The organism is Streptomyces sp. NPDC088124 (genome assembly GCF_040685895.1).
Lineage (GTDB): Bacteria > Actinomycetota > Actinomycetes > Streptomycetales > Streptomycetaceae > Streptomyces.
In genome coordinates this window covers 128,634-154,433 of sequence record NZ_JBFBJB010000019.1, presented here as the reverse complement: position 1 = coordinate 154,433, position 25,800 = coordinate 128,634, and the positions used below count along the sequence as shown (strand labels likewise).

Here is a 25,800-nt window from a genome sequence, read left to right as displayed (position 1 = left end):
ATCAGGCGCCGGAAGCGCTTGCGGCGGCCGTGTTTCTCGCGGGTCTTCTCACTGTCGAAGTCCAGGTCCTCGACCGCGATCGCCTTCACCCCGCACCGGCGGGCCCAGTGCAGGAGGCGGGTGAGGGCGTGGCGGATCTGCGCGTCCCGGTGCTGGGCGGTGCCGGTCAGGTCGTAGGGGAAGCGGTGGGGTTCGCCGACCGGGTTGCCGTGGGGGTCGAGGTGCCAGGCGGCGAGGTGGTCGTCGTTCATGTCCACCCCGGCACAGCCCGCCGCCAGCGCCGCCCCCAGGGGCAGGACCGGCACCGCCTTGCGCTGCCAGGCGGCGGTGACGTACCAGCGATTACGGTCGGTGTCGTGGTGGACGGTGTAGGCGAGGGCCCGGTTCCCGGCGATCCGGTCGGCCCACTCCCCACCCCGATACGCGAACACCACCGGCCGCTCAAGGACGAACCGGCCGTGCGGGGCGTTGGCGAGGTGGGCCAGGGGTGCGGGAAGTCTGAGGGAGAGCTGTCCTTCGGGGGTGATACGGATCGTCTCGTTGCCGTACCGCTTGCCCGACTCACCGTCCGCCGACAGGAACAGCCGCGCCGCCACCCACCGACGCCGCCACTCCACCTCCGTCAGGCGGGCGTCGAGGAGGTGGTGGCGGGTGTACGCCAGGCGTTTACCGCCCCGCACGACCCGCACCCGCCCCGCACGCCAGTCCGCCACCGCCCGCACGTGCCGCGCCTCCAGCACCGTCAGACGCCGCGACTTGGCATGCCACTCACGCCGGGAGCGGTAGCCACCCGGCGCACGCCCGGTCCCCTTCTCACCGACCGGCAGGGACAGGCGGTGACGGACCGTCGCGATCCCCACCTCCAGACCACGGATATGCGCCGCCAGGCCCCGGCGCGCCAAGGCCCACTGGTCATGGGTGGCTTTGGTGATGCTCCCGGCTCACCGCGACGATGACCGCCCCGTCAACGCCCGCTTACGCACCGCCCAGCGCTCCGCGTCATGCTCCAGACCGTCACGGCAGCGCACCGCCAGATCACCCGACGCCAACGACCCCAGCCACCCACCCACCTCACCCAGCACCCGCTCCTCGACAACCGACAACCGCAACCGGGTACGCACCGCAACACCCGCAGGACCAGGCACCACAAACGGCGCCGCAAGCACCCGAAGCTCCGCCACCCACACCACCCCCTCCGGCCCCTGCACCGGTCCGCCCCTGTCGAACAGGACAACGAACCACCGAACCAGAAGTCACCCGACCAGCCCCACAACATCCACACCCCACCCGAGAGAAACAAGCACCCACCACACAGCCCGTACTCACTCCCACACACTCAAAACGACCCACAAATCACTCAGGGGCGTGAACCGGGCAGGGGCGTGAGCCGCGGGACGGAGTGAGCCGTACGGGAGCGCCCCCGCGTCGCCGCACGCGCCGCGCCGCGTCAGTGTTCCAGGGGGAGAAGGTCCGGGCGTTTCGCCGCTATGTGGTCGCCGGAGGACTCGCCGCGCAGCCTGCGGCCGATCCAGGGCACCAGGTACTCGCGTGCCCAGTGGATGTCGTCGCGCCGTACTTCGAGGGTGCCGCGCGGCGGCAGCGGCGGCCACGGCTGGTCCGGGTCGGCGGGCACCTCGACGCCCAGCACCTGCCCGGCGCGCAGCGCGACCCGGGTGTGCCCCTCGGCCGACAGGTGGAGCCGGTCGCCGTCCCAGGCCCGCCGGTCCTGGACGGTCCTCAGGGACCAGAGGTCGAGCACGGGGCAGCCGTAGCGGTCGGCGATGGCCCGGGTGTGCTCGTTGAACGTGGCGATCTTGCCGCGCAGATGGCGAAGCACGGGCACGCCCCGGGTGTCGAAGCCGGTGGCCAGCATGACCGTGCCGACGGAGCCGGTGAGGTCGGCGACGGCCCGCTCGAAGCGTTCCGCCACGTCGTCGGGGTCGGTGCCGGGGCGGATGATGTCATTGCCGCCCGCGCAGAACGTCACCAGGTCCGGGGCGAGTTCCCTGGCGCGGGGTATCTGTTCCTCGACGACCTGGTCGAGGAGCCGGCCGCGTACCGCGAGGTTGGCGTAGCGGAAGTCGCCGTGGACGGGGTCGGCCGTCGCACCGGAGACCGGAAGCTGATCGGCGAGCAGGACCGCGAGCCGGTCCGCCCAGCCGACGAACAGCCCGTCGGGGCCTGGATCTCCCACACCCTCGGTGAAGCTGTCACCGATCGCCGCGTACGACCCGAATGTCTTGTCTCTTCTTGTTCTCGAATCGTCTGCCACAGCGGGACATTTTCCTCCCGGCGATGTGACCTACGCGACCGTAGGCGGGTGTTGACTCAGGGTGAGAAACACCATCGGTCAATTTTCCCTCAAGCGGGAATAGCGCAAAGCCCCGAGGCCCGGCACCGTATGGGTGCCGGGCCTCGGGGTGGAGGAAACGCGTCCGGGGCGGCCGGACGGATCAGATGGAGACGCCGTTCTGCCGGAGGAACGCCAGCGGGTCGACGTCCGAGCCGTAGTCCGGGCCCGTCCGGATCTCGAAGTGCAGGTGCGGTCCCGTCACGTTGCCGGTGGCGCCGGAGAGGCCGATCTGCTGGCCGGTGGAGACACTCTGGCCGGCCGAGACGGAGAGGGAGGAGAGGTGGGCGTACTGGGAGTACATGCCGTTCTCGTGCTGGATGACGACCTGGTTGCCGTACGCGCCGCCGTTGCCCGCGGAGACGACGGTGCCCGCGCCAACGGCCTTCACGGTGGTGCCCGAGGGGGCCACGAAGTCCACACCGGTGTGGTAGCCGCTGGACCAGCTTCCGCCGGCGGCGCGGTACGCGGTGCCGACCCCGATGCCGTCGACCGGCAGGGTGAAGCCGGACGCGCTGCTCTGCGCCGCGGAGTCGGCGGCGGGCGCCTCGCTCCGGGCCGTGGAGGGCTCGGCGGACGAGGAGTCCTTCGAGGACTTGGCCGACTCCGCCGACGCGGTGGACTCGGAGGGCTTGGCCACCCTGGACGACTTCGAGGCCCTGGTGGGCGCCTCCGAGCGGGCGGCCGAGGCCTTGCCGTTGATGGTGAGCTTGAGGCCGGGGTGGATCAGCCCGGGATCGTCGCCGACGGCGCGGCGGTTGTCCTCGTACAGCCGCTGCCAGCCGCCCCGGACGTGCTGCTCCTCGGCGATCTTGGAGAGGTAGTCGCCCGCGACCACGGCGTACGTACGCACCGTGGTTCCGGCGGTTCGGCTCACCTGCGTCGCGGCCGCTCCCTGCGGTGCGGCGGCCGGCGCGGACTGCGGTGCGGCGGCGAGCGCGGCCTGCGGGGCCGTGGCGGGCGCGGCCTGCTGTGCAGCGTGCGCGCCGGTGGCGCCGATGAGCGGCAGCGCGATGGCGGCGCCGCCCGTGCCGGCGGCGATGAAGCCGCGGGAGAACGGATTGGTCCTGGGGCGGCGGTGCTTACCCTTCGCGGGCATGGCGAATTCCTCTCCGGCGCCTACGAGGTGAGCTGTCGGGTTCGGGCTGGAGCTGCCCGGCCGCGCGTGGTGCGCGACTTCACCCCTAGCCGTCCCTGACGTCGGAACATCGGAACGGCGTACTACCTGGGTCCCCCGCTCCTGCCACGCGTGATGGGTGGATGGTGTCCCCGAGGCGGCGGCAGGATTCGGCGTTCCGCTCGGATTGAGGGTGAACGTAGGCGAGTGGGACGGCCGGAACAAGCCACCCTTTTCCCTCGGTGACGCACCCTTCCCTGCGCGCCGAAGATCGCCCGTCACCCTGCGTGGAGACCGCCCTCCAATTCCCTTTCGAGGTGGCCCTTCCCTTTCGCACCGTCACCACGGAACGTCACGGATATGATCCTGCTCACCAGCCGGAGCCCATCTCCCCCACGATCGGGGCAGGTTATCCGGAATCACTCAATCCGGACAGCGCACCGTTTGGACGGTTTCGCCCCACCCGTCCCCTTGTGATCCGTGGACTCCCCGGCCCTCCGCCGTACTGATGAGCACACCGGCCGATGTCGTAGGGTCGGGGACCGACGCCGCCGGCGAGCAGCGCCGAGGGCAGACACGGAGGAGCAGGCGTGACGCAGCAGTCGCCGCAGGTCCCGTCCACCGAGCCCGAACTGTCCGGAGTACGCAACTTCCGTGATGTCGGCGGCCTGCCGGCCGTGGACGGACGCCGGGTGCGGTACGGCGTGCTCTACCGCAGCGGCCACCTCGCCCACGCCACCGCCGACGACTCCGCCTTTCTCTCCACCCTCGGTCTGCACACGATTTTCGACTTCCGCAATTCCGCCGATGTGAAGCTCGACGGCGCGGATGTCGAACTGGCGGGCGTGCGCCATGTGAACATCCCGCTCTCCGACCCGGCCGAAGGCGCCCAGTTCTGGCGGATGGTCCGGGACGGCGACCTCGACCTGCTCCGCTCGCTCCTCTCGGAGGGCAGAGCGGCGGCCCGGATGACCGCCTCGTACCGCGCGATCATCACGGAGCGCACCGCCGAGCACAGCCGGCTGCTGCACGCGCTGGCCGAGGACAGCGTCCCCGCGCTGCTGCACTGCGCGGCGGGCAAGGACCGCGCCGGGCTCTCCGTCGCCGTGTCCCTGCTCGCGGTCGGTGTCGAGCCGGAGGCGATCACGGCCGACTACCTCAAGTCGAACGACCCGCACCGCCGCTACGCCTTCCGCCGCAGCGACCGGTCGCCCGCCGGAAGGTCCGGCGAGGTGATGGAGTTGCTCAGCCCGCTCTTCGACGCCCGCGCCGCCTATCTCGACGCCGCCTTCGAGGCCATCGGGAAGACCTGGGGCTCCACCGACCGCTATCTCTCCGAAGGCCTCCGGCTCGCGCCCGAGACCCGCGAACGGCTGCGCGCCCGCCTCCTGGACGAAGGCTGACGCCACGGCGAGCGACGGACGGCGTCAACCGCAAGGGACGGCGCCGAAGGCCTGGGCCGCTACCGCCCCTGGGCCCCGACGTGGAAGAGGAGGTAGAGGAAGCCCGCGAAGAGATGGCCGGCCACCAGATAGGCGAAGAGCCGGATCACCAGCCCTCGCGGGAACTTCTTCTCCTCGTCCATGACGCGCGGGCGCGGGGGCACCTGTTCCCGGCCGCCCTCGGCGGGCGCCGGACGCTCTGTCTCCGACATGGATGGGACCTCTCTCGGCGGGTCGGACATGAGGATCAGACATGAGGAGCCGAGCCGCCGACGCACAGGTCGGCGGCCGGGCTCTGGAGCAGGGTGTGGACGAAGAGGAGCTCGGCCCCCTCGGGTCCGGCCGCCGCGATGCGGTGCGGGGTGAGCGAGTCGAAGTGCGCGCTGTCCCCGGGGGCGAGCAGATGCACGGTGTCGCCCAGGCTCAGCCTGAGCCGCCCGTCGAGCACGTACAGCCACTCCTCGCCGGGGTGCACCCGGACCAGGTCGCCCTGTGCCCCGTACGGCACCTCCAGCCGCAGCGGCTGCATGGCGCGTCCGGGGCCGCCCGCCTGGTGGTAGGTCCAGCCGTCGGCCTCGAAGGGTTCCGCCCGGCCGCCCCGGACGATCGGCTCGCGCTCCGGCGGCACCTCGCCGAGCAGCTCGGAGACGGTCGTCCCGTAGATCCGGGCCAGCCCGAGCAGCATGGGCAGCGAGGGCTGCCGGTGCCCCGTCTCCAGCCGCGAGAGATGGGCGGGGGAGAGTCCGGCCCGCCGGGCGGCGGCCTCCAGGGTGAGCCGGCGGCCACGGCGCAGCTCACGCAGGCGCGGCGCGACGTCGGGAAGATGATCGGAAAGCGGGTCGGGCAGCCCGTCGGCCGCCTCTCCGGCGGAGGGTGTGCTCATGCGTCCATTGCGCCAGGGACTTTCCCCCCAGGCAAATTTCTTGCCCAGGAGGCAAAAATACCCGACGCGGATCGGCCAGGCCGGCCGCTGTCTTACAGCCCGCGACTGTCTAACGGCCCGCGACGGCCTGCTTCACCAGTGTCCTGCCGAAGTCCCACATGAGTCCGCCCCCGCCATGTGCGTCGTCCATCACGGCGATGAAGGCGGCCACGAAGCGGTCGACCTCCCGCTCCCCGATGATCAGCGGTGGAATCAGTTTGATCACTTCGAGGTGGTCACCGGAGACCTGGGTGAGGATACGGTGCTTCTGCAGCAGCGGTACGACGACCATCTGGGCGAAGAGTCCCTTGCGGGCGGCCTGGAGCATCGTCCAGCGCCCGCGCAGCTTGATCGAGTCCGGCCGGCCGAACTCGATGCCGATCATCAGGCCCCGGCCGCGTACGTCGTGCAGCAGCTCGTAGCGGTCCACGAGGGCGGCCAGCCGTGACCGCAGCAGGTCCCCGGTGGCGCGCGCCCGCGCGACGATCTCCTCGTCCTCCAGCACCGAGAGGACGGCCAGCCCCGCCGCCATGGCCTGGGCGTTGGAGCCGAAGCTCGCGGAGTGGACCAGGACCCGGTCCATCGAGGAGTAGACCTTCTTGAAGATCCAGTCCTTGCCGAGGGTCGCGCCGACGGGTACGTAGCCGCCGGAGAGCGCCTTCGCGACACAGACGAGGTCCGGCTCCACGCCCTCCTCGTGCTGGTACGCGTAGAAGTCACCGGTCCTGCCGAGGCCGGTCTGCACCTCGTCGGCGATGAGCAGCGCCTTGTGGCGGTGCAGCAGTTCCTGGGCGGCGCGCAGAAAGCCGGGCGGCGCGGCGTGGACGCCTTTGCCCTGGATCGGTTCCACCACGAACCCGGCCACGTCGCCGCGGGCCAGCTCCCGCTCCAGCGCGCCGAGGTCACCGAGGTCGATCGCGGTGTCGGGCAGCAGCGGCGCGAAGCCGTCCCGGAAGCCGTCCTCGCCGTTGACCGAGAGCGACCCGGTGGTCAGCCCGTGGAAGGCGTGGCCGCAGTAGAGGATCCTGGGGCGCCCGGTGGCGTACCGGGCGAACTTCAGGGCCGTCTCGACCGCTTCCGTACCGCTGTTGCCGAAGAACACCCGGTCCAGGTGCGGGCTGTGCGCGAGGAGCTTCTCGGCGAGCAGTCCGGGCAGCGGCTGGCAGTCGAAGCGGGTGAGGTCGGCGAGGGAGGCGTCGAGGACGTCGTGGAGCGCCTTGCGTACGACGGGGTGGTGCCGGCCGAGGCCCATCACGCCGAAGCCCGCGAGCATGTCCAGGTAGTCGTTGCCGTCCGCGTCCCAGAAGTAGGCGCCCTCGGCCCGTTCGTAGACCCGGTCGAAGCCGATGGTGCGCAGCATGCGCGGGAGCTGGTGGTTGAGGTGTCTCGCGTGCAGTTCGTAGCGCTCGGCGCCGCGCGCCGCGAGCAGCCCCGGCAGGTCGAACCCCTTGGACGGGGCCGGCTGGGGGGATCCGTTCATCGCGCGCTCTCCTTGCCTGTCAGGGCGGCGCCGATCCGGCCCGCGATCTCGACCGGGGTGAGGCCGAGGTCGGCCAGCACCTCGCCGCGTTTGGCGTGCGCCAGGAACTGTTCCGGGATGCCGAAGGTACGCAGCGGTACGTCCACGCCCGCGTCGCGCAGCGACTGGCCGACGGCCCAGCCCACGCCGCCGCTGCGGCTGTTGTCCTCCACGACCGCGACCAGCCGGTGCCGCTCGGCCAGCGGGGCGAGCTGTTCGTCGACGGGCTTGACCCAGCGCGGGTCGACCACGGTGCAGCCGATGCCACGCTCCGCGAGGAGTCCGGCGGCGCCGAGACAGACCGGTGCGAGGGCGCCGACCGCGACGAGCAGTACGTCGTCCGCCAGTACGTCGTCCGCCAGTACGTCATCCGCCAGGACCTCGTCCGCGAGTACGCCGCCGGACCGTACGCCGCCCATGTCGCCCGCGCCACCCATGTCGCCCGCGCCGTCCGCCGCCCGGCGCAGGACGTCCATGCCGCCGACGCGCCCGACCGCGGTGACCGCCGGGCCGACCGCCTCCTTGGGGAAGCGCACCACGGTCGGCGCGTCGTCCACGGCGACGGCCTCGCGGAGCTGGGCCCGCAGCTGGTCGGCGTCGCGGGGCGCGGCGATCCGCAGCCCCGGCACGCACTGGAGCATCGACAGGTCCCACATGCCGTTGTGCGAGGCGCCGTCCACCCCGGTGACACCGGCCCGGTCGAGGACGAAGGTGACACCGCACCGGTGCAGCGCGACATCCATCAGGAGCTGGTCGAAGGCCCGGTTGAGGAAGGTGGCGTAGACGGCGACGACGGGATGGAGTCCGCCGGCGGCGAGTCCGGCGGCGGAGACCGCGGCGTGCTGTTCCGCGATCCCCACGTCCCAGACCCGGTCGGGGAAGCGTTCGGCGAACTTCGTCAGCCCCACGGGGTGCAGCATGGCCGCCGTGATCGCCACGACGTCGGGGCGCTCCGCCCCGATCTCGGCGATCTCGTCGCGGAACACCGACGTCCAGGAGGGGCCGGCGGCCGGGGCCAGCGGCTCGCAGGTCCGCGGGTCCATCGCCCCGACGGTGTGGAAGCGGTCGGCCTCGTCCTCCAGCGCCGGGGCGTAGCCGCGCCCCTTCTCGGTGAGGCAGTGGATCAGTACGGGGCCGTGGAAGCGTTTGGCCCGGCGGAAGGCCGACTCCATGGCGGCGATGTCGTGGCCGTCGACCGGTCCGACGTACTTGAGGCCGAGGTCCTCGAAGAGCCCCTGGGGCGCGAAGGCGTCCTTGAACCCCTTCTTCGCGCCGTGCAGCGACTCGTACAGGGGCCGTCCCACGACCGGCGTGCTCTGCAGCACCGACTTGCCCCAGGCGAGGAACCTCTCGTAACCGTCGGTGGTGCGCAGGGTCGCGAGATGGTCGGCGAGGCCGCCGATCGTCGGTCCGTACGACCGTTCGTTGTCGTTGACGACGATGATCAGCCGGCGGTTCTTCGCGGCGGCGATGTTGTTGAGCGCCTCCCAGGCCATGCCGCCGGTGAGGGCGCCGTCCCCGATCACCGCGACGACATGGTCGTGGCCGCCGAGCACGTCCCGGGCCTTGGCGAGGCCGTCGGCCCAGCCGAGCACGGTGGAGGCGTGCGAGTTCTCGATGACGTCGTGCTCGGACTCCTCGCGGGAGGGGTAGCCGGAGAGGCCGCCCTTGCCGCGCAGTTTGGAGAAGTCCTTTCTGCCGGTGAGGAGTTTGTGGACGTACGCCTGATGGCCCGTGTCCCACAGGATGCGGTCGACGGGCGAGTCGAAGGTCCGGTGCAGGGCGACGGTCAGCTCCACCACCCCGAGGTTGGGCCCCAGATGCCCCCCGGTCCTCGCCACCGCCTGGATGAGGAACGTTCTTATGTCCGCGGCCAGTTCATCGAGTTCGCTCGCCGTCAGCGCCTTGAGATCGTGCGGCCCCCGGATGCGCTCCAAGACAGACACGCGCTGCCCCCTCTCGGATTCGTTCAGCTCACGGTGCCGGCGGGAGCCCCCGAGGCCACCCCGGCGTCCTTCATGGATGCGACGGTCCTCGCCGCCCCCGTCGATCAGTTCCAGTGCTTCATGGTTCCGTCGACCGCGCCGGCCCCGGCGCCTCCCCGCCGACCGCCGCCGGCCAGGCCTGGATACGGCACGCCGCCCGGCGCTCCGCGACCGCCCGGACCGGCATGACCACGGGAGGCCCGGCGCGACCGGCTCTCCCGTGGCCATGCCGTCACCGCGTCCCGACGACCGTTTCACGGGCCGCCCGCAGGGACTCCTTGAGGGAGCCCATGGTGGCGAGGACGGCGGTCGGCTCGTAGCCGCAGTGCGCCATGCAGTTGGCGCAGCGCGGGTCCTTGCCGCGGCCGTACTTGCTCCAGTCCGTCTCCTCGATGAGCTGGCGGTACGTCGGTACGTAACCGTCGCTCATCAGGTAGCAGGGGCGCTGCCAGCCGAAGAGTGAGTAGTTGGGGATGGCCCACGCGGTGCACGGGAAGTCGGCCTTGCCCTCCAGGAAGTCCAGGAAGAGCGGCGAGTGGTTGAGTCGCCAGCGCGCCCGGTTGCCGCCGGCGAACGACTTCTTGAACAGCTCACGGGTCTGTTCGACGCCGAGGAAGTGCTCCTGGTCGGGGGCCTTTTCGTAGGCGTAGGCGGGCGAGATCATCATCTCGTCCACCTTCAGGTCGTCATTGAGGTAGTTGAGCACCTCGATGACGGTCTGGGGGGTGTCGGTGTTGAAGAAGGTGGAGTTGGTGGTGACCCGGAAGCCGCGCCGCTTGGCCTCCTTGATCGCGGCCACGGCCTCGTCGAACACGCCTTCCTTCGCCACCGATTCGTCGTGCCGCTCGCGCAGCCCGTCGATGTGCACCGCGAAGGCGAAGTAGGGCGAGGGCGTGAACTTCTCGATCTTCTTGCGCAGCAGCATCGCGTTGGTGCAGAGGAAGACGTATTTCCTCCTGGCCACCAGTTGCCGGACGATCTCGTCGATCTGGGGGTGCATCAGCGGTTCGCCGCCGGCGATGGAGACCATCGGTGCCCCGGACTCCAGTACCGCTCCGACGGCCTGGGCCACGGGCATGCGCTGCTTCAGCACCCCGGCCGGGTGCTGGATCTTGCCGCAGCCCTCGCATGCCAGATTGCAGGCGAAGAGGGGTTCCAGCTCGACGATGAGCGGGAACTTCTCACGCCTGCGGAGCTTCTGTTCGAAGAGGTACGTCCCGACCCTGATGGTCTGACGGAGTGGCATGGCCATCTAGCTCACCTCCTGGGGAGCAGCAAAGAACGGTGCCATTCATAGAAAGCTGGAAGGACGGCACGAAGAACACGGAAAGCCGATATTCCACCGCGCACTGTGCCGATTCGGACGAGCTCATGCTCTGGAGCGTCCACGACCACCCGGACGGCCGCAACCGGGCGGGGCCCGGCGGCCACGGCGCACCGCAGCGTGGCGGCGGACTCCATGTCCACCGCGAGCGCCCCCGTGGCGCGCAGCGCGACCCGCTCCTGACCGCGTACGACGTGGTCGGAGCCGGTCAGCGGCCCGGTGTGGACGGTGCGTCCCGGTACGGCCCGGGTCAGCGCGTCCACCAGGAGGGCGGTGCCCGTGCAGGGGGTGGCGCCGTCCGGGTCGCGGGTCTCGTCGGCGACGATCAGGTCCCCCGGGTTCATCCCCGGGGTGAGCCCGGCGCAGAATCCGGCGGCGATGACGGGCGCGTCCGCGTGCCGGGACTCGCCGAGCGCGCGGACCACGGCGCGCTCGGCGTTCCTGGGTCCCATGCCCGTACGGAGCACGGTGACGGGTCCCGCCGCCCCGCCCCGCCCGGAACCGCGCAGCGCGAGGCGCTCGATGCCGAGCGCGCAGGCGATCAGCAGCGGCGTACGGGGACCGGTGGGCGGCCCCGCGGACCGCTCCATCAGACGCCCTGTCGGACGCCGGCGTGGTGGGTGAGTGCCTTCGGTTCCCCGTGGAGATAGCGGCCGAGCGCCGTCAGCGGGAAGACCTGCCGGTAGAGGTGGTAGTTGATGGAGAAGTCCCACGGGAAGCCGGTGCCCGTGAAGTACGGCTCGTCCCACGAGCCGTCCTCCCGCTGGCTCCCGGCGAGGGAGGCGATGCCCCGTTCGACGGCCTTGCTGCCGTGCTCTCCGGCGGCGAGGAGCGCGAGGAGCGCCCAGGCGGTCTGGGAGGCGGTGGTGGCGCCGTGCCCGATCCACTCCTCCTCGCGGTAGGAGCGCAGGTCCTCGCCCCAGCCGCCGTCCTCGTTCTGGACGGATTCGAGCCAGGCGACCGCCCGCCGGATCGCGGGATGGGAGGCCGGCAGTCCGGCGGCGGTGAGGGCGGGGACCACCGCCCCGGTGCCGTATACGTAGTTGACGCCCCAGCGGCCGAACCAGGCGCCGTTGGTCTCCTGTTCGGCGAGGAGCCACTCGATGCCGCGCCGGGTGGCGGGGTGGTGGGACTTGCCCTCGTAGGCGAGCATCTCGACGACGTGCGCGGTCACGTCGGCGGACGGCGGGTCGATGACCTCCCCGAAGTCGCAGAAGGGCAGCCGGTTGGGGAACAGGCTGGTGTTGTCGGCGTCGAAGGCGCCCCAGGCCCCGTTGCGCGACTGCATGCCGAGGTTCCAGCGGGCGCCGCGGGCGACGGCCGCGTCGACCCGGTCCTGGTCGGGGTGGCCGACGCGGCGCAGCGCGAGGATGACCTCGGCGGTGTCGTCGATGTCGGGGTAGTTGTCGTTGTGGAACTCGAACGCCCAGCCGCCGGGGGTGAGTCCGGGTCTGCGCACGGCCCAGTCCCCCGGGCGGACGATCTGCTCGCCGATCATCCAGTCGGCTGCCTTGACCAGGGCGGGGTGGTCCGGGCTCAGGCCCGCGTCGGCGAGCGCGATGGTGGCGAGGCAGGTGTCCCAGACCGGGGACTGGCACGCCTCGATCATCCGGGCGCCGTCCTCGCGCCAGACGGCGAAGCGGTCGAGCGATTCGAGTCCGGCCCGCATGATCGGGTGGTCGAGGTCGTAGCCGAGCAGGTGCAGGGCGATCACCGAGTAGACGGCGGGCGGCTGGATCCCGCCCCAGCAGCCGTCGTTCTCCTGCCGCTCGATGATCCAGCGTGCCGCGGCGTTCATCGCGGTGCGGCGCAGCAGGCGGGGCGCGACGCGGTGGTAGGCGTGCAGGGCCTTGTCGATGCGCTGGAACGCGCCGTCCCAGCTCGCCACGGGGGCGAGCGCCCGGCGCGGGCGGGGGCGGGCGGCGTCCGTGTGGAGTTCGTCGAGGGCGAAGGGGGCGGGCCGTACGGGCCGTTTCGCCGAGACGATGGTGAGGGGCACGATGGTCTGCCGCGCCCAGCAGCCGAAGTCGTAGATGTTGAGCGGGAACCACTTGGGCAGGAAGATCAGTTCGGGCGGCAGTTCGGGGAGGTCGTCCCACTTCCACCAGCCGAACAGGGCCAGCCAGACGCGGGTGAAGACCCGGCTCGCGGCGATCCCGCCGTGTTCGCGCACCCACTGGGAGGCGCGCGCCATGTGCGGGTCGTCGGGCAGGTCCCCGGCGAGCCGCAGGGCGACATAGGCCTCGATGGTGGCGGAGAGTTCGGGCGGGCCTCCGTAGAAGGTGGCCCAGGTGCCGTCGGCGCGCTGTTCGCCGCGGATGAAGAGGGCCGCGGCCTCGGTGGTACGGGGGTCCTGCACGCCCAGGAACTGACGGAGCAGCAGATCCTCGGCGTCCATCGTCACGTTGGTGGCCAGATCCCCTTTCCACCACCCCTGGGCGTCCTGCCGGCCGAGCAGGTGCTCGACGGAGCGTGCGGTGGCCCGCTCGGCGGCGACCCGCAGGTCACCGCCCGCGGCGGGGAGGGTGGTGGTGTCGGTCGGTCCGCTGGCCGAGGCTGCGCGGGGTCCCATGGCCCCGGTGCTTCCGTCGGTCGTCGCTGTCATGGCTTCCCCTTCGTGCAGTGGTGTTCTTCTGCTGTGCCTGGGGTCTCCGTCGTCCGGTGCCGGTGGCGCAGGACGGCGACTGCGGTCATATGGGAATGGTGATCATCTCTTTCGTACGACGACGAAGTCCGCGAGCGCGACGAGCTGCGCGCGGATCTTTTCCGGCATGTCGACCCGGTCCAGGGCCTCGATGGCGACGGCGTGCTGCCTGCGCGCCTCCTGGGAGGTCCACTCCCGGCCGCCCGCCTCCTCGATGAGCGCGGCCCTGGTGGCGAACTCCTCCTCCGAGAAGTTCTCGAAGTCGTTGCTCTTGACGTCGGTGGCGAGGAGTTCACCGAGCCGTACGGAGGCCGGTCCGCCGGCGGCGAGCGCGGCGACGACCGGCAGGGACTTCTTGCGCTGGCGCAGGTCGCTCCAGGTCTGCTTCCCGGTGGCCTCGGGGTCGCCCCAGATGCCGAGCAGGTCGTCGACGGCCTGGAAGGCGAGTCCGAGGTGGTGCCCGTACGACTCCAGGGTGTCGGCCGTACGGTCGTCGGCGCCGCCGAGGACCGCGCCGATGGAGACGGCGCAGGCGAGCAGCGCGCCCGTCTTGTTGCCCTCCATCTCCAGGCACTCCTGGACGGTGACCCGCTCACGGTGCTCGAAGGAGATGTCCTGCGCCTGACCGTCGATCAGCTTGCGGGTGGCGGTGGTCAGCCGGCGGGTCGCGCGGCCCGCCTCGACCGTGCCGAGCTCCAGCAGCACCTCGTTGGCGAGCGCGAACAGGGCGTCGCCGACGAGGATGGCCTGCGCGGGGCCGTGCATCTTCCAGACGGTGTCGCGGTGGCGGCGCTGCTCGTCGCCGTCCATGAGGTCGTCGTGGAGCAGCGAGAAGTTGTGGACCAGTTCGACGGCGACGGCGCCGGGGACGCCCTTCTCGGGGGCGGCGCCGGCCGCTTCCGCGGAGAGCAGAGCGAGCGCCGGCCGGACGGCCTTGCCGCCGTCACCGTCGGCGGGGCGGCCCTGGGCGTCGATCCAGCCGAAGTGGTAGGCGGCGACGGTGTCCATGGGGGTGGCCAGCCGGTCGACGGCGGCGCGCAGGACCGGCGTGGACAGGCTCCGTCCCCGCTCCAGCAGCGCGTGGACGTCCGCGGTGTCGACAACCGGGTGGGCCGGGGGCACAGTCGGCACGGTCTCTCCTCTTGTTCCAGTACTCGTCGGTGCAGTACTCGGGCTCATGCCGCCTCCTGCAAGGGGTGTTGATGGCGGTGCCCGAGTGCGGAGAGAGCCGCGCCCGCGGCGTCGAAACCGCTGCGTACAGCTCCTTCCATCGTCGCGGGCCAGCCGGTGGCGGTCCATGCGCCGGCCAGGAAGAGGCCGGGGGCGCGGGTGCGGGCCGCGGGTCGCAGCCGGCCCACTCCGGGGGTGGGAGCGAACGTCGCCGTCCGCTCCCGGGTGACGAAGAAGTCCCGTACCTCCGCGCCGCGGGCGGCGGGCAGGAGGCGTTCCAGTTCCGGGAGGTAGCGCTCGCGCAGTGCGGAGACGGGGGTGTCGATCTCGTCCTGGGCGGCGGACTGGGAGACCGCCAGGTACTGGCCGTCGGTGAGTCCCGAGGCGTCGGTGCGGTCGAAGACCCACTGGACGGGCGAGCCCAGCGCGGCGAAGAACGGGCGGCGCAGCACCCGGCGGCCGTACACGACATGGAGGTTGACGATGGGCGCGTCGGCGATGTCCAGCAGCCGGCCGGGGTGGTCGAGCGCGCCTTCGGGCAGCAGGGCGTGCGCCGCGCGCTGGGGTACGGCGAGGACGACGGCGTCCGCGTCGAGCCGTTCGCCCGCCACGTCGACGTGGAAGCCGCCGCCGTCGGCGCGGGAGACCGCGCCGCCCCGGGTGCGCAGTTCGGTGCGTACGCCCGCCGAGTCGAGGGCCTTGCGGGCCAGGGTGTCGTGCAGGTCGCCGAGCGGGACACGGGCCCAGCCGATGTCGGCGGCGCCGGGCTCGGAGAGCAGCCCGGTCTTGAAGACCATCGCGGCGAGCGCCAGGGAGGCGTTCGGCGCGGTGGCGTTGAGGGTGGCCACCCCGACGAGGTCCCAGAGGGCTTCGACCGTACGGGCCGACTGTCCGTGGCGGTGGAGCCAGGTGGCGAAGTCGGTGCCGTCCAGCGCGGGGTCGGCGAGGTCGAGCCGCTGGAGGGCGAGGGCGGCGCGGGCCACGGAGGCACGCTCGGCGAGCGAGAGGTGCGGGTACGTGGCGAGTCCGGGCGCGAGGTGCAGCGGTACGGGCAGTGCGGTGCGGCGGATCCGGCCGAGGCGGGCGCGGGCACCGTGGCGCCCGCCGACGTCCAGGACGGGTACGTCGAGCCGGTCCTGGAGCGGTGCGAGCGCCGCGCCGTCCACCCGGTCGAGGAACCAGCGGTACGCGGTGCAGCAGCGCAGGTAGACGTGCTGGCCGTTGTCGACGGTGAGGTCCCCGCGGCGGAAGGAGAAGGCGAGTCCGCCGAGGCGCGGCCGGCCTTCGAGGAGGGTCACCCGTACCCCGGCGTCGGCGAGCTGGAGGGCGGCGGTGATCCCGGCGAGCCCCCCGCCGACCACCACGGCGTGGCGGGCCCGGTTTCCGTCGGCCGTTGTCATGCGTTCCCCCTTGCTGCCGGAGCCGCCGGGCGGTTCGGTCCCGCCGGCCCCTCCGCAGTCAGGGACGCGTCATGTTCAGGCAAGGTTGAGCATCCTTCATGCGGATATGTGTGCGAAGGCGCGGGGACGGCCGCGGTGCTCCCGCACCGCGTCCCGGGCCCCCGCATCAGCCGCGCCTCCTGACGGCCTGGCGGGAGACGGTCCTGGCGTCGAGGCCGGAGAGACCGCGGACGGCGACGTACGCCTTCTCGTGGCCGGGCAGCGAGACCCGGCCGCGGAGCACGGCGCCGGGGTCGCGCTCGATGCGGTCGAGGAGCCGGCGGTAGATGCCGGCCATCGCCGCGACACAGGCGCCGCTGCGCCGGTCGAGCATCGGCAGCAGCCGGTACCCCTCGGCGAAGAGCGCGCGGGCGCGGCGGACCTCGAAGTGGACCAGTCCGGCGAAGTCCGCGCCCGGGGCGGGGGCGGTGCTGTGGAACCCGGCGGAGCAGCCGAACTTGGCGAGGTCGTCGGCGGGCAGGTACGTACGGCCGTTGGCGGCGTCCTCGCGGACGTCCCGGAGGATGTTGGTGAGCTGGAGGGCGAGCCCGAGCGTGTCGGCGTACTCGGCGGCGCGCTCGGTCCCGGGAACGCCGGGCGCGGTGCCGAAGACGCCGAGGGAGACCCGGCCGATGGCGCCCGCGACGCACCGGCAGTAGGCCTTGAGGTCGTCCCAGGTCTCGTACGTGTCGCCCCTGACGTCCATCAGGACGCCGTCGATCAGTTCGTCGAGCCCGCCGAGGGGCACCGGGAAGCGGCGCACCGTGTCCGCGACGGCGACCGCGACGGGGTCGGTGTCGTCGTCGTCCACCTCGCCCGCCCTGACCCGGTCCAGCAGCGCCCGGGTCTCCTCCAGCCGGGCCTGCTTGGCCTCGGGTGCGAGCGTGCCGTCGCCGATGTCGTCCACCCTCCGGGAGAAGGCGTACAGCGCGGACATGGCCTGCCGCTTGCCGGTCGGCAGCAGTCTGATGCCGTAGGCGAAATTACGGGCCTGCTGACCGGTGACGGCCTCGCAGTAGCTGTAGGCCGCCAGTACCGGCGCGGACATGGGCGTCTGTCCCTCCACGTTCCGGCTCACCCCTCTCTGTGCGCACTTCGCAAGACAGCTCCCACTTCACGCAGCAGACGCGGCTTGGTGGGTTTGGGCGGACCGGGGAGCACATCGTGCCCGGCGGCCGCGATCGAAGCGAGGGCGGCGCGCCCTCCGGCGACGAATCCCGCGAGGAGCAGGCGGAGTCTGCCGTGCACGCTGCCCACCAGGGAGGTTCCCTCGTCCAGGAGCAGCCGGGCGCGCTCCGCCTCGTGGGCGACCAGGGAGCGCACGGAGGCGTTCGCGGTGGGAGCGGCCAGGTCCGCCTCGGTGACATGGAACCGCTTCATGTCCTCGGCGGGGAGGTAGATCCGGTCGCGGCCGAGGTCCTCGGCCACGTCCTGGAGGTGTTCGACGATCTGGAGCGCCGTGCAGACGGCGTCGGAGCGGCGCAGCCGCTCGGGGCTCGCGGTGCCGGTGATCCCGAGGACGAGGCGGCCGACCGGGTTGGCGGAGAGCTCGCAGTAGGAGAGCAGGTCGTCGTAGGTCTCGTACCGCCGCACCACCTGGTCCTGGCGGTTGGCCTCGATCAGCCCGAGGAACGGCTCGGGGGGCAGGGAGCGGCGCCGTACGGTCGGGGCGAGGGCGCGCAGCAGCGGGTGGCCGGGGGCGGGGCCCCGGTCGTCGAAGACGCGCCGCAGGTCGGTCTCGAAGGCGTCGAGCACGGCGGTCCTGTCGTCGGCGAGCGCGGGGGCGACGCCCAGGTGGCGGGCGTCGGCGCCGCCGGGGGCGAGATCTCCGTCGCCGATGTCGTCGACGAGGCGGGCGTACCCGTACACCGCCATCAGGTCGTCGCGCCAGGCGCGCGGCAGGAAGAAGGGGGCCACGGGGAAGTTCTCGTCCGCGGCCTTGTCGAGCGTGGTGCGCGAGGGATCGTCGGGGCGCACATCCGGGGTGGCCGTCACTGCGCGCTACCCGTTACGGGGACGGCGGAATCCTCGCGGAGCTGGAGATTTTCCGTCATTGCCGTCACATCTCCCGTTCTACACTGCTGACCCAATACATCCCATTTCGGACACGCCGCCCGCACCTCCGAGTACAGAAGGCCCCGTGGCGGCCGGGTCGCACCGTGGGCATCGCCCCACTTGCCGCGAATCGGCCCGGCCCAGCTTACGTTGTACAGCCAAGAGGAACACGTCGGGGTGTTGGTCGCACTACGAGAACGCGGCAATACACGCCAACCTTCCCTCGACCCACCGGACTTGACCGATCTTTGACCAACAGTGATCGGTTCGTACCATGACAATGCCCCCGCCTGATCACTCCGGCGAGGGCGTTGACAGTGCTCCCGGGCGTTCCCGGCCTACTTGCCGGTCTCCTTCTCGTACGCCTTGATGACCTCGTCCGTCGGACCGTCCATCAGCAGCTCGCCCTTCTCCAGCCACAGCACACGGTCACAGGTGTCCCTGATCGACTTGTTGCTGTGACTGACCAGGAAGACCGTGCCCGCCTCCTTGCGGAGCTCGCGGATCCGCTGCTCGGAGCGGATCTGGAACTTGCGGTCGCCGGTGGCCAGAGCCTCGTCGATCATCAGCACGTCGTGGTCCTTCGCCGCGGCGATGGAGAACCGGAGCCGGGCCGCCATGCCCGAGGAGTACGTGCGCATCGGGAGCGTGATGAAGTCGCCCTTCTCGTTGATGCCGGAGAAGTCGACGATCGACTGGTACCGCTCGCGGATCTGCTCGCGCGACATCCCCATGGCCAGACCGCCGAGGATGACGTTGCGTTCGCCGGTCAGGTCGTTCATCAGCGCGGCGTTGACGCCCAGCAGGGACGGCTGGCCGTCGGTGTAGACCTTGCCGCTCTCCGCGGGCAGCAGCCCCGCGATGGCGCGCAACAGCGTCGACTTGCCGGAACCGTTGGTGCCGATCAGGCCGATCGCCTCGCCGCGGTACGCGGTGAAGGTCACACCCCGCACCGCGTGGACCTTGCGGACGCCCCGCGACTCCCCCTTGTCGCGGCGGAGTATGCGGCTCAGGGCCGCGGTCGCGCTGCCCTTGCCGCCGCCACCGCCGTTGACGCGGTACACGATGTGCACGTCGTCGGCGATGACCGTGGGAACGCGTCCCTGCTTGTTGTCCTCAGCCACGGCCGTACCGCTCCTCAGCCTTCCAGAAGTACACGAAGCCGACGACGCCCAGCAGCAGCGCCCAGGCCAGCGCGACGAGCCAGACGTGCGCGGGCAGGTTCTCCGAGCCGTACCCGTCGATCAGCGCGAACCGGACCAGATCCATGTAGACCGCGGCCGGGTTGTACTGGAGCACGTCGGCGATCCAGCCCGGCTGGTCCTTGAGCATCACCGGGATCGAGAACATCACACCCGACGCGTACATCCACGTACGCATCACGAACGGCATCAGCTGCGCGAGGTCCGGGGTCTTGCTGCCCAGCCGCGCCATGATCAGCGCCAGACCGGTGTTGAAGAGGAACTGCAGCGCCAGCGCGGGCAGCACCAGCAGCCAGCTCAGGCTCGGATAGCTGCCGAAGATGACCGCCACGGTGACCAGGACGACCATGGAGAACAGGAGTTGCTGAAGCTGCTGGAGGGAGAAGGAGACCGGCAGCGACGCCCGGGGGAAGTGCAGGGCCCGGACGAGCCCCAGATTCCCGGAGATGGCACGGACCCCGGCCATCACCGAACTCTGGGTGAAGGTGAAGACGAAGACGCCCGTGACCAGGAACGGGACGAAGACCTCCTGGGGAATGCCCCGCTTGGTCTGGAGGATCAGCCCGAAGATCAGGTAGTACACCGCCGCGTTCAGCAGCGGGGTCGCCACCTGCCAGAGCTGTCCCAGCTTCGCCTGGCTGTACTGGGCCGTGAGCTTCGCCTGGGAGAAGGCCAGGATGAAGTGCCGACGGCCCCAGAGCTGCCGGACGTAGTCGCGCAGCCCTGGCCGGGCTCCGCTCACCGACAGGCCGTACTTGGCGGCGAGCTCCGCCGCGGACAGACCGTCGTCGGGCGACGGGGGGGCGCTCACAGCGATCGCACCCTCATGGGTTGTGTCACTCACAAGTTGAAACTTTCGTGTTCAAGATGCGCAGCCGGTCGGGCACGGGCACATGGGCCGGGCCCCGGGGGGATAAGCCCGATGCTCTCAGAACTGAGCTTGTCAGATCACAGGCGGTCGGCCCAGCCGGGTCAGCCGCCATACCGTACGCCACTTCATCGGGCGCCGCGGACCGCACGGGGTCGCCCAGCCTTCCCGGAACCCCCCGAACCAGGCTTTCAGGGCGGGCAGGGACGGCCGGCGTACCAACGTGAGCAGCAGCCATACGCCGAGATACAGCGGGACGACGGGGGCGGGGAGGTTACGGCGGGCCAGCCATACCCGGTTACGGGCCACCATACGGTGGTAGACGGCGTGCCGGGACGGCGGCGTCGTCGGGTGCGCGAGCACCATGTCGGCGCGGTAGTCGATCATCCACCCCGCGTCCAGGGCCCGCCAGGCGAGGTCGGTCTCCTCGTGGGCGTAGAAGAAGTCCCCGGGCAGCGGGCCGACCTCCGCGAGGACCCTTGTCCGTACGGCGCTGGCGCCGCCCAGGAAGGTCGTCACGCGGGAGGAGCGCAGCGGGTCCGAGGCGCGCAGCCGGGGCACGTGGCGGCGCTGGGTCAGTCCGGTCTCCGGATCGGCGATCCGGAAGCTGACGATGCCGAGGGCGGGGTCGGCGGCGAACGCGTCCCGGATCAGCGCCGCCGTGTCCGTCCGGGGCAGCAGCCCGTCGTCGTCCAGGAAGAGCAGGACGTCCACGTCGGAGCCGGCGGCGCCGAACGCTTCGATGCCGACGTTGCGGCCGCCGGGGATACCGAGGTTCTCCGGCACCTCCACGGTCCGTACACCGGGCGGAACGGCGCCCACCGGGGCGCCGTTCCCGACCACGACGATCTCGACGGGATCACCGTCCTGCCGGACGACTGAGTCGAGCAGCGCACGCAGATCGCCGGGGCGGTCACCCATGGTGATGATCACCGCGCCGAGGGTCTGCCCGGGCCGCGTGTCGCTCACCTCAGCCTGCTGGACGCCAGGATGGAGACCAGGTGGAGCAGGGTCTGGAGCAGGGCGATCCCGGCGAGGACCGCGATGCCGAGCCGGCTGAAGAACAGGTCGCCCCGGACCGCGTCCAGGATCGCCAGGAGAAGGATGAGCAGGGACGCCTCGATGCCGAGGATGAGCCGGTGGAACTTGAGCGCCGCGGCGGCCCTGCGGGCCAGCGCCATACCGGACGAGCGCGCCTCGGAGGCCGACTCCTTGACCGGGGCCATCCCCTGCTGGTGCCGGGCGACGCCGACCAGGTCGGTCTCGGCCTTGACCAGGATGGCGCCGAGGGCGGCGAGTGTACCGAGGAAGGCCCACAGCCAGTCGATCCGTCCGGTGCCCCACAGGTCGGCGCCGCGCAGCCCGAAGCCGACCAGGACGGCGGCGTCGCACAGGTAGGCGGCGACCCGGTCCAGGTAGACCCCGGTCATCGAGTACTGCTTCTTCCAGCGGGCGATCTCCCCGTCGACGCAGTCCAGCAGCAGATAGAGCTGGACCGCCAGCACGCCGAGCACCGCGCCGGCGATCCCCGGCACCAGGAGGGCGGGGGCGGCGAGGGCACCGGCGACGGTCATCACGTACGTCACCTGGTTGGGAGTGACCCGCGTGTTCACCAGATACCGGTCGACCCGCAGCGAGACTTCCCGCATGTACAGGCGCCCTGCCCAGTGTTCGCCGCTGCGGCGGTCTTTCACCCCCTCCGGGTGGACGACCGGGCGGAGTTCAGCTACTGAGGGTCGAGGCATAGTCGGCGTACGCGTCCCTGATCTGGTCGGTGGACAGGTCGAGGTGCTCAAGGATGGTGAAACGGCCCGGCCGGGTCTGCGGCGCGTAGGCGACGGCCCGTACGAACTCGTCGACGGTGAAGCCGATCTCCTCGGGCAGCACCGGCAGCCCGTGGCGCCGCAGCACCTCGGTGAACTGCAGTGACTCCTCCTCCGCGCCGCGCAGCCGCATGGCGAAGGCGGCACCGAAGCCGACCTGTTCGCCGTGGAGCGCGGAGCGCTTGGGGTAGAGGAGGTCGAAGGCGTGGCTGATCTCGTGGCAGGCACCCGATGAGGGGCGGGTGTCGCCGCTGATCGACATGGCGATGCCGGAGAGGACCAGCGCCTCGGCGAGCACGGTGAGGAACTCGTCGTCACCGACCCCGCCGGGGTGGCGCAGCACGGCTTCGCCGGCCGTACGGGCCATGGCGGCGGCCAGTCCGTCCACCGGCTCGCCGTTGACCCGGTGGGACAGCTCCCAGTCCGCGATGGCCGAGATGTTGGAGACCGCGTCACCGATGCCGGAGCGGACGAAGCGGACCGGTGCGTCCCGGATGACGTCGAGGTCGACCACCATGGCGATGGGCGTCGGGACGCCGTACGAGCCGCGGCCGTTGTCGTTGTCGAGGATGGAGACCGGCGAGCAGATGCCGTCGTGCGAGAGGTTGGTGGCGACGGCCACCATGGGCAGCCCGACCCGGGCCGCCGCGTACTTCGCCACATCGATGATCTTGCCGCCGCCGAGGCCGACCACGGCGTCGTACCGCTTGCCCTTGATCTCGTCGGCGAGCCGGACCGCCGAGTCGATCGTGCCGTCGGCCACGGCGTACCAGTCGGCGTCGGGGAGCACCGGCGCGAGCTTCTCGCGCAGCGCCTGGCCCGAGCCGCCGCTGACGGCGATGGAGAGCCTGCCCGAGCTGGAGATCCGCTGGTCGGCGAGGAGTCCGGCGAGGTCGTCCATGGCGCCGGGCCTGATGTCCACGACGACCGGCGACGGGATGAGCCGGGTCAGTACTGGCACGCGATCTCACGGCCCTTCGCGAGGTCGTCGTGGTTGTCGATCTCGACCCAGGGGATGTCTCCGACGGGCGCGACGTCGAGGGTGAAGCCGCGGTTCACCAGTTCCTGGTAGCCGTCCTCGTAGTAGAGGTCGGGGTCCTTCTCGAAGGTGGTCCTGAGCGCGTCCGCGAGATCGGCTGCGGCCTCGGGCTCGATCAGGGTGACGCCGATGTACTCGCCGGTGGCGGTGGCCGGGTCCATCAGCTTGGTGATCCGGCGCACGCCGCGCTCACCGTCGGTGATGACCTTCATCTCCTCGTCCGCGAGGGACTTGACCGTGTCGAGGGCGAGGATGATCCGCCGGCCCTCGCCGCGCGCGGCGAGGAGCGTCTTCTCGACGGAGACGGGGTGGACGGTGTCGCCGTTGGCGAGGATCACGCCGCGGGCCAGGATGTCCCGGGCGCACCAGAGGGAGTAGGCGTTGTTCCACTCCTCGGCCTTGTCGTTGTCGACCAGGGTGAGCGTCAGCCCGTACTTCCGCTCCAGCTCGGCCTTGCGCTCGTACACGGCCTCCTTGCGGTAGCCGACGACGATCGCGGCCTCGGTCAGCCCGACCTCGGCGAAGTTGCCCAGGGTCAGGTCGAGGACGGTGGTGGTGCCCTCCCCCGCCGGGTCGACCGGCACGAGGGCCTTGGGCAGCGTGTCGGTGTAGGGGCGCAGACGCCGTCCTGCTCCGGCTGCGAGTACGAGGCCGATCATGCGGGTTCTCCTTCGTCGTGTACGGCGGGGGCTCCGGAGGACACCCAGAACCGGATGGACTCCACGAGCGCGATCAGCGCCACGACGACGGCGATCACCGTCAGTGCCGGCGGGAAGTCGAGTGCGCGGGTGGAGAGGACGGCACACAGGGTGACCAGCAGGGTGCGGCCCTCGTGTCCGCCGAGCGCCCGGACGAGCCACCGGGGCGGGGCGCCGGTGCCGCCGCGGATGCGGTACACCGAGTCGTAGTGATGGTAGGCGACCGCCGCCACCAGCCCGAACGCCGCCGGGAGCGCGCCGGGTACGTCGGCGCGGACCGCGAGCACCAGCACGGTGCCGTACTCGGCGGCGCGGAAGACCGGCGGAACGAGCCAGTCGAGGGCGCCGCCCATCCGGCGGGCGACGGCGAACCCGGAGGTCAGCACGTACACCAGGGCGCCGAGGAGGAGCACGGGGCTGTCGAACGGGGCGAACGCCGCGCAGGCGGTGACCGCGGCGCCGCCCGCGAGGGCGACGAGGAAGGGCACGGGACCCGGGAGCGCGCGGGCCGGGCGCCGGAGCACCCGGGCGACGAGCTCGGCGAGCGGCCCCGAGTCGGCGAGGTCGGCGAGCGCGCGGGCGGCCCGGTCGGTGCGGACGGCCTTGCGGGTCACGGAGCGCAGGACGCGGCCCGCCGTCGTGTAGCAGGCGGCGAAGGCACAGCCGACGAGGAGCGCGTAGAAGACGATCCGGGGCGTGGTCAGGGCCGTCAGTACGGCGATCATCGCCCAGCGCTCACCGATCGGCAGCACGATCATGCGCCGTACCCAGACCGTCCAGCCGACGCTGTCGAGCCGGGTGGAGAGCGCGGAGGTGGGGGTGCCGACGACGGCCTTGCCGTTGCCGGACGCGGCGGCACTGTCGGCGTTGGCCTCGTTGAAGGAGAAGTCCACGACATGCCGGCAGGTCTGGAGGACCATCGCGGCGAGGGCGAGTGCCCAGACGTCGTCGCCTCCCCGGGCCGCGCCGAGGGCGAGGCCCGCGTAGTACGCGTACTCCTTGGCGCGGTCGAAGGTCGCGTCGAGCCAGGCGCCCATCGTGGAGTACTGGAGCGAGTAGCGGGCGAGCTGCCCGTCGGTGCAGTCCAGGACAAAGGAGAAGAGCAGCAGCGCCCCGGCGGCGACAAAGCCGCCCCGGGTGCCGGTGGCCGCGCAGGCCGCCGCGATCAGGGCGGTGACCAGCGACGCGGTGGTGACCTGGTTGGGGGTGAGGCCCCGGCGGGCGCACCAGCGGGCGAGGTAGCGGGAGTAGGGGCTGACGCAGAACGTGGTGAAGAAGCCGTCGCGGGCCTTCACCGCGGAGCGCAGCCGTACGGCCTCGTCGTCGACGGCGGCGACGGCGGCCTCGGCCCGCTCGCGGGCGGGCGCGTCGGCGGGGACGGCGGCGACGAGTGAGCCCAGCTCGGGGCGGGTGACGGTGGTGCCCCCGGCGTCGAGCGCGGTGGCGACCCGGTCGGCCAGGGGCGCGTCGGCGGGGAGGGACGCGGCGTTTCCGCTTCCGGCGATGGCGGGCTCGGTGGCCGTACCGGCGGCCGTGCCGGTAACCGTGCCCGTGGCCGTGTCCGTGGCGGGCTCGCTCGCGGCGAACGCCGTGGCGGAACCCGGACGCGTCTCGGCGGCGGCGCCCCCGCGGCGGGGCCCGGGTGCCCCGGCGTCCCCGGCGACGGCCGTGAGCGCGCTCAGCAGCGCGCCGCGGGCCTCCGGCCGGGCGGTGAGCGCCCCGGGGACGGCGGCGGCGGGGAAGCGCGGGTCGGTCAGGGCCAGCCGCAGGGCATGGACATGGCCGATGAAACGGGCGTCGACGAGTGCGACACGCTCCGTCGCGGGGGCCGCGGCGAGCAGGCTCCGGGCCTCCTCGGTGCCGGGCGCGGTCCGTACGTCAAAGCCCAGGGACCGCAGATCGCCTTCGAGCGGCGATCCGGGTACCGGAGCACCGGTGAGGATGGCGGTCGACAGACGAACTCACTCCTTGACACTGACAGGGTCGGATGTGCGGCGGCGGGCCCCGGGATCCGGGGGGCGGCACGTCGGCAGAGGCTATCGGATGAACAGAAGGGCGAGTTCATCGCCCGTTTACGCCCCGTTCCGCCCGGGACAGCCGCCCCGGACACCCTCATCGGGGCGGGAAGGGCGCCACGAAGAGATCATCATGGTCGATCCGGGGGTTGCCCCACAAACCGCGACGGCCGCCGGCACCAGCCGGA

The 25,800-nt window shown here is 71.7% G+C and carries 21 protein-coding genes, 1 pseudogene and 1 riboswitch; of the genes and pseudogenes, 1 reads left to right on the top strand and 21 read right to left on the bottom strand.

Annotation, left to right across the window (positions count from 1 at the left end; translation table 11 throughout):
* From AB0P17_RS18045 to AB0P17_RS18035, 3 genes and pseudogenes are all read right to left on the bottom strand, one after another.
* Nucleotides 1-1,181, bottom strand: a pseudogene (locus AB0P17_RS18045) (IS200/IS605 family accessory protein TnpB-related protein); the annotation flags it as partial.
* Nucleotides 1,182-1,447: 266 nt separating this feature from the next.
* Nucleotides 1,448-2,272, bottom strand: coding sequence for an SGNH/GDSL hydrolase family protein (locus AB0P17_RS18040; RefSeq protein WP_365812008.1), 825 nt, complete (start codon nt 2,270-2,272; stop codon nt 1,448-1,450).
* A 181-nt stretch (nt 2,273-2,453) separates the two neighbouring features.
* On the bottom strand, nt 2,454-3,449 hold the full coding sequence (locus AB0P17_RS18035; protein ID WP_365812006.1) for a LysM peptidoglycan-binding domain-containing M23 family metallopeptidase: 996 nt from the start codon (nt 3,447-3,449) through the stop codon (nt 2,454-2,456).
* A gap of 4 nt (nt 3,450-3,453) precedes the next feature.
* Nucleotides 3,454-3,619: riboswitch (cyclic di-AMP (ydaO/yuaA leader) on the bottom strand.
* A 438-nt stretch (nt 3,620-4,057) separates the two neighbouring features.
* Between AB0P17_RS18035 and AB0P17_RS18030 the strand changes: the two genes are divergently transcribed.
* A complete protein-coding gene (locus AB0P17_RS18030) occupies nt 4,058-4,870 on the top strand; it encodes a tyrosine-protein phosphatase (RefSeq protein ID WP_365812004.1) in 813 nt (270 codons plus the stop codon).
* A gap of 59 nt (nt 4,871-4,929) precedes the next feature.
* On the opposite strand, the gene AB0P17_RS18025 is transcribed toward AB0P17_RS18030, so the two are convergent.
* The 18 genes from AB0P17_RS18025 to AB0P17_RS17940 all read right to left on the bottom strand — a co-directional run bounded on the left by AB0P17_RS18025 (nt 4,930) and on the right by AB0P17_RS17940 (nt 25,552).
* Nucleotides 4,930-5,121 (bottom strand): DUF6126 family protein, encoded by a 192-nt coding sequence (locus AB0P17_RS18025; protein WP_365812002.1) that lies wholly within the window; start codon nt 5,119-5,121, stop codon nt 4,930-4,932.
* A gap of 35 nt (nt 5,122-5,156) precedes the next feature.
* On the bottom strand, nt 5,157-5,792 hold the full coding sequence (locus tag AB0P17_RS18020; protein WP_365812000.1) for an XRE family transcriptional regulator: 636 nt from the start codon (nt 5,790-5,792) through the stop codon (nt 5,157-5,159).
* Nucleotides 5,793-5,901: 109 nt separating this feature from the next.
* Entirely contained in the window at nt 5,902-7,311 is a 1,410-nt protein-coding gene (locus AB0P17_RS18015; protein ID WP_365811998.1) for an aspartate aminotransferase family protein, read from the bottom strand.
* Nucleotides 7,308-9,296, bottom strand: coding sequence for a 1-deoxy-D-xylulose-5-phosphate synthase (dxs, locus tag AB0P17_RS18010; protein ID WP_365811995.1), 1,989 nt, complete (start codon nt 9,294-9,296; stop codon nt 7,308-7,310). The genes AB0P17_RS18015 and dxs overlap by 4 nt, the downstream gene beginning before the upstream one ends.
* Nucleotides 9,297-9,567: 271 nt before the next feature.
* Complete coding sequence (gene hpnH, locus AB0P17_RS18005; protein WP_365811993.1) at nt 9,568-10,587, bottom strand: adenosyl-hopene transferase HpnH; 1,020 nt, start codon at nt 10,585-10,587, stop codon at nt 9,568-9,570.
* 5 nt (nt 10,588-10,592) lie between these two features.
* Nucleotides 10,593-11,249, bottom strand: coding sequence for a 1-hydroxy-2-methyl-2-butenyl 4-diphosphate reductase (locus AB0P17_RS18000; RefSeq protein WP_365811991.1), 657 nt, complete (start codon nt 11,247-11,249; stop codon nt 10,593-10,595).
* A complete protein-coding gene (shc, locus tag AB0P17_RS17995) occupies nt 11,249-13,264 on the bottom strand; it encodes a squalene--hopene cyclase (RefSeq protein ID WP_365811989.1) in 2,016 nt (671 codons plus the stop codon). The genes AB0P17_RS18000 and shc overlap by 1 nt, the downstream gene beginning before the upstream one ends.
* Before the next feature lie 102 nt (nt 13,265-13,366).
* Nucleotides 13,367-14,482, bottom strand: a complete 1,116-nt coding sequence (locus AB0P17_RS17990) for a polyprenyl synthetase family protein (RefSeq protein ID WP_365811987.1) — start codon at nt 14,480-14,482, stop codon at nt 13,367-13,369.
* Nucleotides 14,479-15,873, bottom strand: a complete 1,395-nt coding sequence (gene hpnE / locus AB0P17_RS17985; protein WP_365811985.1) for a hydroxysqualene dehydroxylase HpnE — start codon at nt 15,871-15,873, stop codon at nt 14,479-14,481. The genes AB0P17_RS17990 and hpnE overlap by 4 nt, the downstream gene beginning before the upstream one ends.
* A 166-nt stretch (nt 15,874-16,039) precedes the next feature.
* The gene (gene hpnD, locus AB0P17_RS17980; protein WP_365811983.1) at nt 16,040-16,990 is read right to left on the bottom strand and encodes a presqualene diphosphate synthase HpnD; all 951 of its coding nucleotides are present in this window, start codon (nt 16,988-16,990) and stop codon (nt 16,040-16,042) included.
* Entirely contained in the window at nt 16,987-17,889 is a 903-nt protein-coding gene (hpnC, locus tag AB0P17_RS17975) for a squalene synthase HpnC (protein ID WP_365812032.1), read from the bottom strand. The genes hpnD and hpnC overlap by 4 nt, the downstream gene beginning before the upstream one ends.
* A 416-nt stretch (nt 17,890-18,305) precedes the next feature.
* The gene (locus tag AB0P17_RS17970) at nt 18,306-19,091 is read right to left on the bottom strand and encodes an ABC transporter ATP-binding protein (protein ID WP_365811980.1); all 786 of its coding nucleotides are present in this window, start codon (nt 19,089-19,091) and stop codon (nt 18,306-18,308) included.
* Nucleotides 19,084-20,013, bottom strand: a complete 930-nt coding sequence (locus AB0P17_RS17965) for an ABC transporter permease (protein WP_365811978.1) — start codon at nt 20,011-20,013, stop codon at nt 19,084-19,086. Before AB0P17_RS17965 ends, AB0P17_RS17970 begins: the two co-directional genes overlap by 8 nt.
* A 99-nt stretch (nt 20,014-20,112) precedes the next feature.
* Entirely contained in the window at nt 20,113-20,958 is an 846-nt protein-coding gene (locus AB0P17_RS17960; RefSeq protein ID WP_365812030.1) for a glycosyltransferase, read from the bottom strand.
* A 44-nt stretch (nt 20,959-21,002) separates the two neighbouring features.
* Nucleotides 21,003-21,782 (bottom strand): CDP-alcohol phosphatidyltransferase family protein, encoded by a 780-nt coding sequence (locus AB0P17_RS17955; protein WP_365811976.1) that lies wholly within the window; start codon nt 21,780-21,782, stop codon nt 21,003-21,005.
* A complete protein-coding gene (locus tag AB0P17_RS17950) occupies nt 21,760-22,821 on the bottom strand; it encodes an iron-containing alcohol dehydrogenase family protein (protein WP_365811975.1) in 1,062 nt (353 codons plus the stop codon). The genes AB0P17_RS17955 and AB0P17_RS17950 overlap by 23 nt, the downstream gene beginning before the upstream one ends.
* On the bottom strand, nt 22,809-23,558 hold the full coding sequence (locus AB0P17_RS17945) for a phosphocholine cytidylyltransferase family protein (protein ID WP_365811973.1): 750 nt from the start codon (nt 23,556-23,558) through the stop codon (nt 22,809-22,811). The genes AB0P17_RS17950 and AB0P17_RS17945 overlap by 13 nt, the downstream gene beginning before the upstream one ends.
* Nucleotides 23,555-25,552, bottom strand: a complete 1,998-nt coding sequence (locus AB0P17_RS17940; RefSeq protein WP_365812028.1) for a DUF5941 domain-containing protein — start codon at nt 25,550-25,552, stop codon at nt 23,555-23,557. Before AB0P17_RS17940 ends, AB0P17_RS17945 begins: the two co-directional genes overlap by 4 nt.
* Nucleotides 25,553-25,800: the final 248 nt, after the last annotated feature.